The sequence below is a fragment of the Alloscardovia sp. HMSC034E08 genome, assembly GCF_001813415.1.
In the GTDB taxonomy this organism is placed as follows: domain Bacteria; phylum Actinomycetota; class Actinomycetes; order Actinomycetales; family Bifidobacteriaceae; genus Alloscardovia; species Alloscardovia omnicolens.
Genome location: NZ_KV812468.1, coordinates 1,549,409 through 1,564,347 on the forward strand (window position 1 = coordinate 1,549,409; position 14,939 = coordinate 1,564,347).

The following is a 14,939-nucleotide window of genomic DNA, read 5'->3' on the forward strand; positions in this document are numbered from 1 at the left end:
CGCAATGGCTATTGAAGAAGTGGCAACCAGCAACGCTCCTCAAGCTTTGGGAGCGTACAGTCAAGCAGTAAAAGCAAACGGATTCGTCTTCGTATCCGGTCAGCTCGGCATCGATCCAGAAACTGGCGAACTGGCAGGTTCAACCCCTGCTATTCAAACGCATCAAGCGATGAAAAATATCGAAGCTATCCTCAAAGAAGCAGGAAGCGGTCTCGATAAAATCGTGCGCGCAACAATTTATATGCAAAACGCTGCAGATTTCGCGCAAATCAACGACGTATATGCCAAGTATGTGGAGGGTGCAGTGAAACCTGCTCGCGTAGCTTTTGGCTCCAATGTTATTCCTAAGCCAGGCGCTGTTGTGGAGATTGATGCTATTGCTGTGCAAGAGTAAGTAAGTGTTAATGCAGTGCTAACAGAACTGAACGCCCTACCTCAAGGTGAGCGGTAAGCCGCGCGCCATCCCGTGCAACGGCTCGTGTGTAGGGCGCAACTATTAAACTAGCGCTCATGAGTCCAGAAGCACTTGCACAGTTAATTTATGACATCGCCACCGCTCTTGTAGATACGGGTAAAGCAGGCGATTTACAGATTGAACAGATTCCTGCCGTAGAAAAGCTCGCCGTTATGCGTCCAAAGGATCGCGCTCACGGTGACTGGTCTACCAATATTGCCATGCAGTTGGCTAAGAAAGCAGGTATGGCACCGCGCGACTTCGCTGCGCTTTTTGCTGCCGAGCTTGAGAAGGCTGACGGTATTAAAAGCGTTGATATTGCAGGCCCTGGTTTTATTAATATTGTTCTTGATTCAGCCTCCGCTGCGGCTATCGTTGACACTGTTTTGGAAGAGAAAAGCGCTTTCGGAACAAATACGCATTTAAGCGGACAAACATTGAATTTGGAGTTTGTATCGGCTAATCCAACTGGTCCTATTCATATTGGTGGTACCCGTTGGGCTGCTGTGGGCGATTCCATGGCGCGCGTATTGGAAGCTAATGGTTCCAAAATTGTGCGCGAATATTACTTCAACGATCATGGAACACAGATTGATCGTTTTGCTAAGTCTCTCGTGGCTGCAGCGCATGGCGAAGAAACACCAGAAGATGGCTATAAAGGCGCTTATATTGACGATATTGCCGCTCGCGTTGTGAAGCAGGGTAAAGCTGAGGGAGTGGATGTTCTTGCTCTGCCTCGCGTCAATGGTGAAGATGGTGCTGAAGGTGATTCCGAGCAGCGCGAAGAATTCCGCAAGCGTGCAGTGCCAATGATGTTCGACGAGATTAAGCAGTCCATGAAGGACTTCCGCGTGAACTTCGACGTGTACTTCCACGAGAATGCTGTGTATGAATCTGGTGAAGTAGACCGCGCGATTGCTCAGCTGCGCGCTCAGGGAGATATTTTCGAAAAAGATGGCGCAACTTGGTTTGAATCTACTAAGTATGGTGACGATAAAGACCGCGTTATCATTAAGTCTGACGGTAATGCCGCCTATATTGCTGGCGATATTGCTTACTATATGAACAAGCGTCACCGTGCTCAAGATCCTGCAGATGTGGCTATTTACATGCTGGGTGCAGACCATCACGGTTATATTGGTCGCATGATGGCTGTATGTGCTGCTTTTGGCGATACGCCACATAAGAATATGCAAATCTTGATTGGTCAGCTCGTTAACGTTATGAAAGACGGCGAAGCAGTTAAGATGAGTAAGCGCGCTGGAAACGTTATTACTATCGATGATCTTGTTGATGCTGTGGGAGTGGATGCTGCCCGTTACTCGTTGGCACGCACCTCATACAACCAGAACCTCGACATTGATTTAGGTTTGTTGGCTTCTCATACCAACGATAATCCTGTGTATTACGTGCAATATGCTTTCGCGCGTTCTAAGAACGTGGATCGCAATGCGGCTGCAGCAGGAATTTCATATGATGGCGCGGACTTGAGCTTGCTCGATACCGAAGTAGATTCTGAATTATTAGCTGAACTTGCTTTGTATCCATCTGTGGTAGCAACTGCTGGTGATTTGCGTGAACCCCACCGTTTGGCACACTATGCTGAGGAATTGGCTGGAAAGTATCACAAGTGGTATGCCGCTGAGCGTGTTGTTCCTATGGAACTAACCGGTGCAGAAGCAGCACGCGACAACGCTGAAGCCATACGCATTGCGAAGAATCCTGAGCCAGCTCGCGCAGCAGCTCGTTTGAAGCTCAACGACGCTGCTGGTCAGATTTTGGCGAATGCTTTAGGTTTGCTTGGTGTTTCGGCTCCGGAGAAAATGTAGAGCTCGCATGGTTTAGCTTAAGTTTTCGCGTGGTTTTTCACGTAAGCTGTGAAAAGTAGGGCGTTGGCAGTCAGCCAGCGCCTTTACTATATGTACTAGAACAATAAGCAAGACGACAAGCAAGAGAAAGATGCGCGCATGACAACACCAGACATTACCCGAATTTGGCCAAGTGGTGTACACATCAATGAACACACGGGTGCATGGGAAGACCGCGGCGAAAGTTTTGAACAGCTCGCTACCACTTATGGCACGCCACTGTATGTGATGGATACTACTGATGTTGCCGATCGTGCTCGCTATTTTGTTAATACTGTGCGTGAGGCTTTTGCTAATACCACCTCTCATGTGAGCTTTGCTGGTAAAGCTTTTCTGAGCAAAGAAATTGCTCGCATTGTTACCGATGAAGGCATGTATGTAGATACCTGTACATGGGGTGAAATGAAGATTGCTCTGGCTGCGGGTGTGCCAGGTCGTCGTTTAGTTTTGCACGGTAACAATAAAAGCGATGACGAAATTCGTTTAGCTATTGAGAACGATTTCGACAAGATTGTGATTGATGAGCCGCATGAAGCGCAACGCATCGCCCGTATTGCCCGTGAAGTAGGCAAGCGCGCTCGCGTTATGGTGCGTGTGACCGTAGGTGTGCATGCTGGAGGTCATGAATATATTTCGACTGCTCATGAAGATCAGAAATTCGGTATTGCTTTGCTTCCTGCTGACCATAGCGACGTGAGCGATGTGCAGTCGGTGGAATTCTTTGATCAGGTTGCTCATGGTCCAGCTGTAGCTGCAATGCACGATGTTTTAGATATGCAGGATGATTTGGAACTTGTGGGTATTCATTCACATATTGGGTCTCAAATTCACGATGCTGATGCTTTTATTGCCGCAGCTGAGCGTGTGATGGTATTGCGTCGCGCATTTTACGCTACAGATGGCTATGTTGCTCCTGAAATTGATTTGGGTGGCGGTTATTCTGTTGCCTATGTTGATGGCGATGCGTCTATGGATGTTGACGTAACGATGAAGCGTATTGCCGCTGCTTTGCAAGATGATTCATCGCGAGCAGGACTGCCATTACCAACGGTGAGCTTTGAGCCGGGACGTTGGATTGTGGCTCCTGCTGGCTACACCATTTACCGTGTGGGCACGGTAAAGACTGTGCAATTAGAAGGCGGAGCTTCTCGTGTATATGTGAGCGTTGATGGCGGTATGGGCGACAATATTCGTCCAGCATTATATGGTTCACAATATACCGCAACTATTACTAACCGCGCACCTGCAACAACGGATACGATTCAAGCTCGTATTGTGGGTTCGCACTGCGAATCAGGCGATATTGTGGTGTATGATGTGAAGCTTCCAGCAGATGTGCAACGCGGTGATTTGCTTGCTGTGCCAGTAACCGGCGCTTATGGTCGTACCATGGCAAGTAACTATAATCAGATTTTGCGCCCAGCAGTGGTAGCTGTGAACGAAGAAGGCTCGCATATTATGATGCGTCGCGAAACTGTAGACGATTTACTGTCTTTGGATGTGAGTGAGTAAATTCTGATTCAAGCGGTCAGCTTTCCTGTGCTCAATATGGTAGGAGAGAGCTGACCGCTTTGTTGTGACTACTGCGCGTTCAATAAGTCAACATGAGGAACAGCTACGTGCCTCCTAAGAAGCGCGAATAATTGACTCAAATCTACCGGCTTTGTATACTAATTCAGGAAAATTTAATGCCGTACAGTTTATACCTTTCACAATTTCTGGTGAATTGTACGGGCTTGAGTGCCGTGCTATTCAAGCAAGAACTGGCAAGAAATTGTGGAGAGAAAAGGTTCATGATGCCACGAACGTCTATTCATCGTATTGTATCTGTATGCATTAGCTCTGTAACTGCTGTAGCTCTAGCCGCTTCTTTAGCAAGTTGCTCAGCATCTTCTCAAGAAAAATCACAGAATAATCTCAAAACGGTATCTTTCATGCTCAGCTGGGCTCCTGATACCAATCATATTGGCGCTTACGTTGCTGCTCAGCGCGGCTATTTTAAGCAAGAAGGATTAAACGTCGATATTGTTGCTACCTCTCAGGCAGGCGCTGAACAGTCGGTATCAACGGGAGCCGCAAATTTCGCGTTATCTAATACCTTTAACGTGGGAGTTGCCAATATTAAAAAAGCAGGTCTGAAGGTTATTGCTCAGATCCAGCAGCGCACTTCTGCTATTTGGTGTTCTTTGAAATCGAATAAAGATATTACTCGTCCGCGCGATTTCGATGGTAAAACTTTTGCTACTTTTGGCGCGAACGAATCTGATGCCGTTATTCGCCGTATGATTCAGACCGATGGCGGCGAAGGTAAGTTCGATAAAGTTACTGTGGGCACGTCAACTTTCCAAACCTTAAGCTCGGGCAAGGCTGATTTTGGTGGTTTCTATAGCACTTGGGAAGGCGTGCAAGCTGAGATGTATGGCCCTCAACTCAATTGCTGGACTGAACCAGATTATGGTGTTCCGGGTAATGCGGATGAAATTGGTGTTATTACTTCTGAGAAGATGATTTCTAGCGACATGAAGACCGTAGAAGGCTTTACCCGCGCTATTCAAAAGGGTTACACATGGGCATATCTGCACCCAGATGAGGCTGCCCAGATTCTTGTAGATGGAGCTAAGGGTGCAAAGCTCGACCCGAAGTTCGTGAAGCGTTCTATGCAGGTTATTGTTGACGGAAATTACTGGGGTAAGCACGATGGTGTGAAGTCAGGTGCTTTTACCATCGGTACTATGGATCCTGATGATGCGCAGAAGTACTTTGACTTCGTAGCAGATGCTGGCGCGTATACGGATGCAAATAATCAGACAGTAACCACTGCTCCTCAAGCAACTCAACAGATTGATAAGAGTTTCCTCGTGTCTGGAAACGATATTGTGAAAGCTATTCAATAAATGACTCAGCGTATTATTCTCGATTGCGACACTGGTATTGACGATACCGTTGCCCTCATGTATCTTTTCGGCTCTTTGGGGGTAGAGATACTGGGCGTTGTGGGCACTTTCGGTAACGTGACTGAAGATCAGGCAACGCGCAATAACCGTGCTTTGCTTGATGCTGCAGGATTAGCTCGTATGCCGGTTTATCATGGTGAGCCAGTGCCGTCCTTCGAGAAAACGCTGAGTGAGTACGAGGTTGATGAAGGCTGTGAGAGATTCCATGGGCGAAACGGTTGGGGAGGAGCTCAGTTAGAGCTTCCCGCACATGTTGAGCGAGGAGATATTCTCGAGGGCGGAGTGGAATTCGAAGCGCGGATTGTGGAAGAATTGGGTTCGAAGGTTACTGTTATTGCTACCGGTCCTTTGACCAATATTGACGCCATGCTCACACACTACCCTCATCTTGCTGAGCGTTTGCATCTGGTGATTATGGGTGGAGCACTCACGCAGCCTGGTAATTGCTATAACCTTATTAGTGAAACCAATATGGTTAACGACCCGGAAGCTGCCAATCGTGTTTTCCACAGTGGAGCAGATATTACCGTTGTGGGAATTGATGTGACGCATCGCACTTTAATGACTCGCGCTCATATGAACGGTTTTGCGCAGCAGGGTGGAACTGCTGGACGCTTCTTGGCGGATGCTTTAGCCTATTATATTAATGCAAATGAGCAGGCAGATCCTGTGTTTATGGCTGGCTCTCCGCTGCATGATCCTTTAGCTGTGGCAGCTGCTTTAGACCCAACGCTGATTACATGTTTCCCGATTAACCTCATGGTTGATTTAGAAGGACCGCAGCGTGGGCGCACGGTAGGAGATCCTACGTTGATTAACTCTCCGGCTGAACATGTGCGCATGGCATTAGGCGTTGATGCTGAACGATTTGTGCCTGAATGGTATGCGCGTGTTTTGTCTGCATGTGAGCGGATGAATGCGGTGATGGAGTAGGCTGGCTTTTTGTACGGTTATATGGGCTATCTATGAGGCTTTGATCCGCTATTCTTTCCCCTCTCCATCGCGTGAAGTCGATATGCGCAACCGATATGCCACTTTTGAAGCCATTTTTGTGCATCAAAAGTAGCATAGCAGGTGTATTAATCGGTTAAGCCGGCATGTGTGACATGTGCGGTATGTGCGCTACGACAGAAGACGCAACATTGCCCTTCTTCAGCCCTCAAACAACTACGAAACTGGCGAAAACAGCCATCAATTCCAACCCCGCTCTCAAAACTTGAGTCCTACTCGCTCAAGTTTTGGGAATAAGTAGAAATACAAACTGTTATACATATCAGAAACAAGGAAACTTGCATAAACAGAAGCATGCAAGTAAGAATAAAAGAGGTCTGATATGGAACAGAAATTTACAACAATGGCGCAGGAAGCCATTTCATCAGCAGTTCAAAGCGCCTCTGCTGCAGGAAATCCTCAAGTAGAAACGCTTCACTTAGTTGATGCTCTCCTGAATCAAGAGCAAGGCGTGGTACGCGGTTTGTTGGAGGCTACCGGTGCAGACGTGCAGTCAATTGGCGCGGCAATCCGTAATGCTCTCGTAGCTTTGCCGCAGGTCAGCGGAAATACTACTACCCAAGCATCAGCAGCACGCTCAGTTGAAGTAGCCCTGGTAGACGCTCAAAAAATCATGTCAAAAATGGGTGATGAATATATCTCAACCGAGCATCTGCTCATTGCTGTGGCTCAGGGTCAATCTCAAGCAGCAGGCATTCTCAAGAAGTTTGGCGCAACGGCTCAAGCCCTCACGCAAGCAGTTCCAAGCGTGCGTGGAGGGGCGAAAGTAACCAGCCCAGACGCAGAAGGCTCGTACAAGGCGCTCGAAAAGTACTCAACAGATTTAACTGCTCGCGCTCGCGAGGGAAAGTTGGATCCTGTTATCGGTCGCGATAAGGAAATTCGCCGCGTTATCCAAATTCTGAGCCGCCGCACGAAAAACAATCCAGTACTCATCGGCGAGCCAGGTGTGGGTAAAACTGCTGTTGTCGAAGGTCTGGCTCAGCGCGTGGTAGCGGGAGATGTGCCAACAACGCTGCAAAATAAACGCGTAATTACGCTCGATATGTCATCAATGGTGGCTGGGTCAAAATATCGTGGTGAGTTTGAAGAGCGTTTGAAGGCTGTGCTGGAGGAAATTCAGCGCGCAGAGGGCAATATTATTACCTTCATCGACGAAATCCATACCATCGTGGGTGCTGGAGCTACAGAAGGTTCAATGGATGCGGGCAATATGCTCAAGCCTATGCTGGCTCGCGGTGAGCTACGCTTAATTGGTGCAACGACGCTGGATGAGTATCGCGAAAATATTGAGAAAGATCCAGCTCTTGAGCGTCGTTTCCAGCAAGTATTCGTGGGCGAGCCAAGCGTAGAAGATACGGTTGCGATTTTACGTGGTTTGAAGGAGCGCTACGAAGCACATCATAAAGTGACGATTGGTGATGACGCTTTAGTGGCTGCAGCAACACTGTCTAACCGTTATATTTCGGGTCGTCAGCTGCCGGATAAAGCTATTGATTTGGTCGATGAAGCAGCCGCTCATTTGCGTATGGAACTCGATTCTTCTCCAGAAGAGATTGATGAGCTGAGCCGTCGCGTTACGCGCTTAGAGATGGAAGAAATGCAGCTGAAAAAGTCCGAAGACATTGCGTCTCAGGAGCGTTTGGAAAAGTTGCAATCGGAGCTTGCAGATACGCGCGAACAGTTGGCAGGTTTGAATGCTCGCTGGGAGTCTGAAAAGAGTGGGCATAACAAGGTGGGCGATTTGCGTGCTCAGCTCGATGCTTTGCGCGTGGAAGCGGATAAAGCAACTCGTGAGGGTGATTTAGAGAAGGCATCGCGTATTTTGTATGGCGATATTCCGTCTATTCAAAAGGAGTTGGCTGCGGCTGAAAAGAACGCGGATGACAGCAAAGCTGAGCAGAGCGAAACTGAGCCAATGGTTCCAGATCATGTAGATGCTGATTCTATTGCTCAAATTGTGTCGGATTGGACGGGCATTCCTGTTGGTCGTTTGATGCAGGGTGAGAATGAAAAGCTTTTGCATATGGAAGATGAGCTGGGCAAGCGTGTTATTGGTCAGAAAGAAGCTGTGCGTGCCGTTTCGGATGCTGTGCGCCGTTCTCGTGCAGGTATTTCTGATCCAAACCGCCCAACGGCTAGCTTTATGTTCCTAGGGCCAACAGGTGTGGGTAAAACGGAGCTGGCTAAAGCTTTGGCAGATTTCCTCTTTGATGATGAACGAGCGGTTGTGCGCATTGATATGAGCGAGTATATGGAGAAGTCCTCCGTTTCGCGCTTAATTGGTGCGGCTCCTGGCTATATCGGCTACGAAGAAGGCGGTCAGCTCACCGAAGCTGTGCGTCGTCGTCCGTACTCTGTTGTGCTCTTTGATGAGGTGGAGAAAGCGCATCCAGAAGTTTTTGACATTTTGTTGCAGGTTCTTGATGACGGTCGTTTAACTGATGGTCAGGGTCGAACAGTGGACTTTAAGAACACGATTTTGATTATGACCTCGAACTTGGGTTCGCAGTTCCTTGTCTCGTCAGAGCTTGAAGGTGAGGCGCGCAAGCAGGCGGTAATGAACGCTGTTCATGCGCACTTTAAGCCAGAATTCATTAACCGTTTGGATGATTTGATTGTTTTCGATCCTCTAACTCGCGATGAGCTTGCTCATATTGTTGATATTCAGGTGAAGGCTGTGGCTGACCGTTTAACAGAGCGTCGTATCACTTTGAACGTAACGAAGTCTGCTCGCGAATGGCTTGCCGATATGGGCTATGATCCAGCTTTCGGTGCGCGTCCTTTGCGTCGCTTGGTGCAAAGTGAAGTAGGAGATCAGTTGGCGCGCATGCTTTTATCGGGAGCTGTGCACGACGGCGATACCGTGCTGGTCGATCAGACCGGTGGCGAGCATTTGGAGCTGAGCAGTTGGGCTACTGAAGACGTGCAACTGAACGATTAAACGCAAAACAGTAACAGCTTAAATGACAAGCTTAGCCCTCTGCAGCTGTCTGTAGAGGGCTTTCTTGTGCTCGCTGTACAGTTACATCATGAAGAACATCAGTATTGAAAGCAATGATTTAGTTGATCCGAGCCGTTTTATTCATGGTTATAAAGTGATGGTTCAGCTCGATAACGGTGAAACGAACCGCTATGACGTGGTTACGCGCCATCCGGCTGAAAATTTAGAAGATCTTAACCGTGACGAAGGCGATGCGGTCTCTATTATTGCCCGCTCTGCTGATGGTGAGCGTATGCTCATTATTAAAGAGTATCGTCCACCAGTTAACGGCTATGTGTGGGCTTTCCCTGCTGGGCTTATTGATGCTGACGATTCGAGCTTTGAACAGGCCGCCGCGCGTGAGCTTAAAGAAGAAACTGGTTACGATGTTGTGCGTGTTGACGACGTATTGCGTGCCACGTATACCTCACCAGGGATGACGAACGAAACTGTTGCGTTTGTGTATATGACGGTAGATGACGCGCAGACAGATGTACATCAGCACTTAGAAGATAGTGAGGATATTACTGTGCGTTGGGTAGACCGCGCTCAGGCTCGTGCAGTGCTTGAAGGCGCTGATTCCATAGATCAGCGCATGTCATTGGTTTTGCATGAGTTTATTCGGGAGAAGAAATGATATTACGTTCGCCAGTTGAGCTGGATCGCGCAGCTATCGAGGATATGGTTAGCGATTTTGAAAGTCATAACTCTGCTTATGATGGAGCTTTCTGGGAGAAAGGTTCTTTTGATTTCGATGTTTGGTTATATGAGTGTTGCCGAGCACAAACTGAGCCAGTAAAAGAAGGATTCGTTTGCGCTCAACAGTTTGTTTCTTTTGATGAGACTGGTACAGCACTTGGATTTCTTAACCTGCGTTTAGAACTCAATGATTATCTGCGTGAACAAGGTGGGCATATTGGATATTCCATTCGCCCTACCCAACGCGGACGGGGCTATGCGAAAGAGCAGTTGCGTTTAGGTTTGCAGAAGGCTTATGAAGCTGATATTAATCCTGTTCTTATCACCTGCCATAATACGAATCCTGCTAGCCGTGCAACTATTCTCTCGCAAGGTGGCGTTCTCGAAGATGTGCGCGGGGGAGTGGAGCGGTATTGGTTAAGCTTGGAATAAATTTGGAAGCATCTAAGGTGATGGTGAAATGAGCGATTAAATTATAAGTGTGGGCAGTTCCGTTAAAACATGAACTGCCCACATGTGATTATTCTTAACGTGTCGGATGTTGAACTATACTGGTTTGTCCAATCTCACCTAGCCAGTCTAGTGAAGAGCGTGGCTGGCGTTCGAAAGTTTCTTTATCCCAGCCAATCAATCCGAATGTTGGTTTGTATGATCCCCACTCATAATTATCAAGTAATGACCAATGCAAATAACCATGTACTGTAATACCATCGTTCATAGCACCGTGTAATCCAGCAAGAGCATCGTAGGTATAGTCGATACGACGACTATCGTCAGACGTGGCAATTCCATTTTCTGTTACAAAAATCGGTGTATGTCGTCCTACTTCCCAAGTGTGACGTACCGCTATGCCAAGTGCAGGCGGGAAATATTCCCATCCTGTTAAAGTTCGCTCGGCATCAGCAGGAATTGGGACGGGACCATTTTTACCGATAAATGTTCGCAGATATGCTTGAACTCCGATGAAGTCATCGCCTGCTGCAGCTTCGGTAAAATAATCCTCACGCGGATATTGGTATGCCTCCATTTCAGCTTCACATCCTGGTACCGCATGAAATACTTGGCATGCAATTGTCCAACCTGTTTTGACTCCTTCTATAGAAGAAAGAACATCGCGTGCTCGTTTATGTGCTTCAATAAGATGTTGAGAGATAATTGAATCTGGTGATGGTAAGGAAGAAGCCACAAAATCAGACCCTTCTGTACCTCCCTGAGTGAGCGCAACCATATTTGGCTCATTGATAGTGCATACCCACGTCACATCATGAAGAATCGGCTTAACGTATTCAATATAGCGAGCAAAAATATCTGCGGCATCATCACGCAACCAGCCACCTTGAGAAGCAAACCAGAGAGGTAAAGTCATGTGATGTAGCGTTACCATAGGTTCGATGTTGTACTTATGGCATGTATCAATAACTGCACGATAATGTAAAAGTTGTGCCCGAGAATACACACCTTCTATAGGTTCGATTCGCGCCCATTCAATGCTGAAGCGATACATAGTTAGACCAGACTGTGCCAGTAAGCGTATATCTTCTTCATATCGATTGTAACTATCACAGGCATCGCCTGAAGGTTCCTTCAAATCAGTCTGTGGTGCGTATTCGCGAGCCCACCAGTCGCTATTTGTATTGTTGCCTTCAATTTGGTGTGCAGCGGTGGATGCTCCCCAAATGAAATCTTGTGGGAATTTATATGACTGGGCAGTCATAGCTTTTCCTTTCTTAAAGTCTTACTTAATACCTGTCATTGCTACGCCTTCAATGAAGTAACGTTGTAGGAATATGAACAGTAAAAGAATCGGTGTAATAATAAGTACTGCTCCAGCAAGTAGAACGCTGTAATTGGTTGCATTTTGACCAGTAGAGTAGAGGGAGAGCGCTACCGGCAATGTGTACATTGAGTCGGATTGAGCAGCTACTAATGGCCAGAGGAAATTATTCCAACTAGATAGGAAAGTTAAAATAGATAGCGTTGCAATAGCGGGGCCACATTGTGGCAGTACTATCTGGAAGAAAATCCTTAGCTCCCCGGCTCCATCGATTCGAGCTGCTTCAATAATGGCATCAGGAATCCCGGTCATAAATTGTCGCATGAAGAATACTCCCACAGGTTGTGTGAGGAAAGGTAAGATTAATGCGGCATATGTGTTAGAAAGTCCCAGATTTGCAATAATCACAAAGAGCGGCACAAATGTTGCAACGCTTGGCACCATAAGCGTTACCATAACTGCGCCAAACACAATATTTTTGCCACGAAATTGCATTTTAGCTAAGGCATATCCGACCATTGAGCAGAAAATGATATTTCCCAAAACAGTAATGACAGCAACAATAATGCTATTAGTGAAATATGTACTGAAATTTAGCTGTTCAAACCATTTCGTAAAATTCGCAAGGGTTGCGTGATCTGGCAGTAAACGTGGTGGCTTAGCTAATATTTCACGTTGTGTTTTGAGTGAGCTTAAAGCCATCCACAGAAATGGGAAGACCCATATGAGACTGATAACCGACAGGATAATATAAATTGGAATCCTGCGTGTTGCTGTACGAATATGCTTGCTAGTTGATTGCATTGTACGTACCTCTAATCTTCTGATTGCAGTAGACGGAACTGCAATATGCTGACAAGTGCAATAATGATGAACAATACCCAGCTAGCTGCTGAGGCAATACCATAGCGGCCGAAACCAAATTGCTGGTAAACATAATATGCAGCTGAAAGTGTTGAATCGAGAGGTCCTCCTTGTGTCATGACAAAGGATTCCTCAAAGAATTGCAGATATGCAACAGAAATCAACACCGCCCCGAGCAGAATTGTAGGTTTCATTAATGGCAGGGTGATGTGCGTAAATATACGCCATTTTCCCGCTCCATCAACCGCTGCTGCTTCTTTTAATTCCGTTGGGATTGTTTGCAAGCCAGCGAGGAAAATAATCATGAGTGTTCCCATGTTGCGCCAGATAGTCATAACCATGAGAGCTGGTAAAGCGAAATGTGCATCGTGCAACCAATCAGGACCATGAATTCCTATGAGAGCTAGTATGGAGTTTAGCAATCCGTCTTCTTGCAAAATGTAGCGCCATACAACGGATACAGCGACAACACTTGCAACGACTGGAGTGTAGAGCATTGCTCTAAATATAGAATTGAGATGACGAGATCCTTTATTAAGGGCAGTTGCGCACGCCATCGCGATACAGATAGTTAGGGGCAAGCCGATAACAACGAAGATAGCTGTTGTAAGTAGGGCTTTGTGGAACCGTGGGTCTGTAAGTAGCGCAATGTAATTTTCCAGTCCTTTAAAATCTACGTTTAAAGGTGTGCGTAAATCACGTGATGTCATATCGGTAAGAGACATTCCAATCGACGTAATTAGAGGAATGAACATAAATACGCTGAAGATTACAATGAACGGAGCGATAAAGCCCCAAGCCACTGCATTTTGTCTACGATGTAGAATGTTTGGTGGCGTTCCTCTATTATTATCGGCTTGCTGCTTCATTATTTACCTGTCCCGATCTTGTCTGCTTCTGCTTGGAGTTGTTTAAGACCTTCATCAATCGAGAGGGAACCTTTATAGATTTGCTCCATAATTCGGTCTCCTGCTGCTGACACTTGTGGCCATCCTGGAACAGCCGGTGGAGCCATAGTGCTCTTTAGCTGTTCTCCATATGCTTTCAACTTGTCATCATTTGCGAGTGTGCTGTCTTCCCAGGCTTTCTGAGAAGATGGCAGGACTGTAGCAACTTTGTACCATTCGACTTGAGTGGTTGGATTGGTCATCCATTGGATAAATTTCCATGCAGATTGCTTGTTCTTTGACTCTTTCATAACAACCAAGTCAGCTCCTCCTACGAAGGAAGTGGAACTTTCACCGCGTGGGATTACAGCTGTGGCATATGACGATGAATCGCCCCCTTGGTCTGCAATTTGGCTGATAGTGGTTGGTCCGCCTGTCATGATTGGTGATTCTCCTTGAACGAATTGTGTAATACTTACGCCAGGAGTTGTGTCGAGATTAGTGTTGGTTATGCCCTCTTTAAAGAAGTTGTCGAGATATGTAGTAGCTTTCTTCATCTCAGGAGTGTTTAATGTCCATTTCTCTGAACTATCCATTAGCTGAACGCCGTTGGAGAAGAATGCCCAGAGTGTGCCCTGCCATGAATCCGCGCCACTTGGAGAGATTAATATGCCGTTTTTGACGCCATCAACTTTCTTCACATCAGATGCCATTTGTTTGAGTTCATCCAACGTTTCTGGTGCGTGGTCCCAACCGGCTTTCGCGGCAATGTCAGTGCGATAGTAGAGTACATGACTATCTACATACCATGGAACACCTAATTGAGTCTCATCTACTTGACCTGCTTTAAGAGGTCCTTCCGTAAAATCTGATAAATCGAAGTTTTCTGGTACTGCATCGAATGCTGTTGAGAAATCAGCCATCCATGTAGTTCCCATTTGAATAACATCAGGCACTGTACCTGCAGCTATTGCGGTTTGAATCTTATCGTGTGCTGATGCCCATGGAATAGCTGTTACCTTTACCTTGGCATCAGGGTTATCCTTTTCAAATCCTTTGATGAAATCGCCAAGAAGATCACCCTCGTTACCCATTGCCCAAACTGTTAACTCGCCTGAAGCTGGTTTTGAATCTATTTGTGTTTCTGCTGCGCTGTTTGTATTACTGTTTTGTGAACGTCCGCAAGCGCCCATTCCGCAAATCAGTGCTACGCATGCAGCTAAAGTAATACTTTTCTTCCATTTGAACATGGTCGTTCCTCCTCGAACTCCTGTAATCTAAGCGGTTAGATTACATTAATATTTAAGCGCTTAGATTTTATTTTGTCAAGTAGAGAATAGATGAATGTCGAGGCATGTCATATGATAGAAAAATTTGATTTGAGGTGTGATTTATTGTAATTACCTGTATGACAGGCAGATAATAGGTGGCGATTTTTGTAGTGG

At 46.6% G+C, this 14,939-nt stretch carries 12 protein-coding genes; 8 read left to right on the forward strand and 4 right to left on the reverse strand.

Annotation, left to right across the window (positions count from 1 at the left end; all coding sequences use genetic code 11):
- Positions 1-4: 4 nt before the first annotated feature.
- The 8 genes from HMPREF2909_RS08295 to HMPREF2909_RS08330 all read left to right on the forward strand — a co-directional run bounded on the left by HMPREF2909_RS08295 (position 5) and on the right by HMPREF2909_RS08330 (position 10,401).
- Complete coding sequence (locus tag HMPREF2909_RS08295) at positions 5-394, forward strand: Rid family detoxifying hydrolase (protein WP_021618783.1); 390 nt, start codon at positions 5-7, stop codon at positions 392-394.
- 116 nt (positions 395-510) lie between these two features.
- Positions 511-2,283, forward strand: a complete 1,773-nt coding sequence (gene argS, locus HMPREF2909_RS08300) for an arginine--tRNA ligase (protein ID WP_071415901.1) — start codon at positions 511-513, stop codon at positions 2,281-2,283.
- A 138-nt stretch (positions 2,284-2,421) separates the two neighbouring features.
- The gene (lysA, locus tag HMPREF2909_RS08305; protein ID WP_071415902.1) at positions 2,422-3,834 is read left to right on the forward strand and encodes a diaminopimelate decarboxylase; all 1,413 of its coding nucleotides are present in this window, start codon (positions 2,422-2,424) and stop codon (positions 3,832-3,834) included.
- Between the two features lie 284 nt (positions 3,835-4,118).
- A complete protein-coding gene (locus tag HMPREF2909_RS08310) occupies positions 4,119-5,216 on the forward strand; it encodes an ABC transporter substrate-binding protein (RefSeq protein ID WP_071416044.1) in 1,098 nt (365 codons plus the stop codon).
- Complete coding sequence (locus tag HMPREF2909_RS08315) at positions 5,217-6,209, forward strand: nucleoside hydrolase (RefSeq protein ID WP_071415903.1); 993 nt, start codon at positions 5,217-5,219, stop codon at positions 6,207-6,209.
- Positions 6,210-6,609: 400 nt separating this feature from the next.
- Positions 6,610-9,231 carry an ATP-dependent chaperone ClpB gene (gene clpB, locus HMPREF2909_RS08320; protein WP_071415904.1) on the forward strand — a complete coding sequence of 874 codons (2,622 nt, stop codon included), beginning with the start codon at positions 6,610-6,612 and terminating at the stop codon, positions 9,229-9,231.
- 88 nt (positions 9,232-9,319) lie between these two features.
- Complete coding sequence (locus tag HMPREF2909_RS08325) at positions 9,320-9,907, forward strand: NUDIX domain-containing protein (RefSeq protein WP_021618777.1); 588 nt, start codon at positions 9,320-9,322, stop codon at positions 9,905-9,907.
- Positions 9,904-10,401, forward strand: coding sequence for a GNAT family N-acetyltransferase (locus tag HMPREF2909_RS08330; protein ID WP_071415905.1), 498 nt, complete (start codon positions 9,904-9,906; stop codon positions 10,399-10,401). The genes HMPREF2909_RS08325 and HMPREF2909_RS08330 overlap by 4 nt, the downstream gene beginning before the upstream one ends.
- A 94-nt stretch (positions 10,402-10,495) precedes the next feature.
- Here HMPREF2909_RS08330 and HMPREF2909_RS08335 read toward each other — a convergent pair whose 3' ends face one another.
- From HMPREF2909_RS08335 to HMPREF2909_RS08350, 4 genes are read right to left on the reverse strand one after another with little or no spacing between them, the layout of a single operon-like run.
- Positions 10,496-11,683, reverse strand: a complete 1,188-nt coding sequence (locus tag HMPREF2909_RS08335; protein ID WP_071415906.1) for a glycoside hydrolase family 1 protein — start codon at positions 11,681-11,683, stop codon at positions 10,496-10,498.
- Positions 11,684-11,704: 21 nt separating this feature from the next.
- Positions 11,705-12,547 carry a carbohydrate ABC transporter permease gene (locus HMPREF2909_RS08340; RefSeq protein WP_071415907.1) on the reverse strand — a complete coding sequence of 281 codons (843 nt, stop codon included), beginning with the start codon at positions 12,545-12,547 and terminating at the stop codon, positions 11,705-11,707.
- An 11-nt stretch (positions 12,548-12,558) separates the two neighbouring features.
- Positions 12,559-13,476 (reverse strand): carbohydrate ABC transporter permease, encoded by a 918-nt coding sequence (locus HMPREF2909_RS08345; protein WP_071415908.1) that lies wholly within the window; start codon positions 13,474-13,476, stop codon positions 12,559-12,561.
- On the reverse strand, positions 13,476-14,744 hold the full coding sequence (locus HMPREF2909_RS08350; RefSeq protein ID WP_071415909.1) for an extracellular solute-binding protein: 1,269 nt from the start codon (positions 14,742-14,744) through the stop codon (positions 13,476-13,478). Before HMPREF2909_RS08350 ends, HMPREF2909_RS08345 begins: the two co-directional genes overlap by 1 nt.
- Positions 14,745-14,939 lie beyond the last annotated feature (195 nt).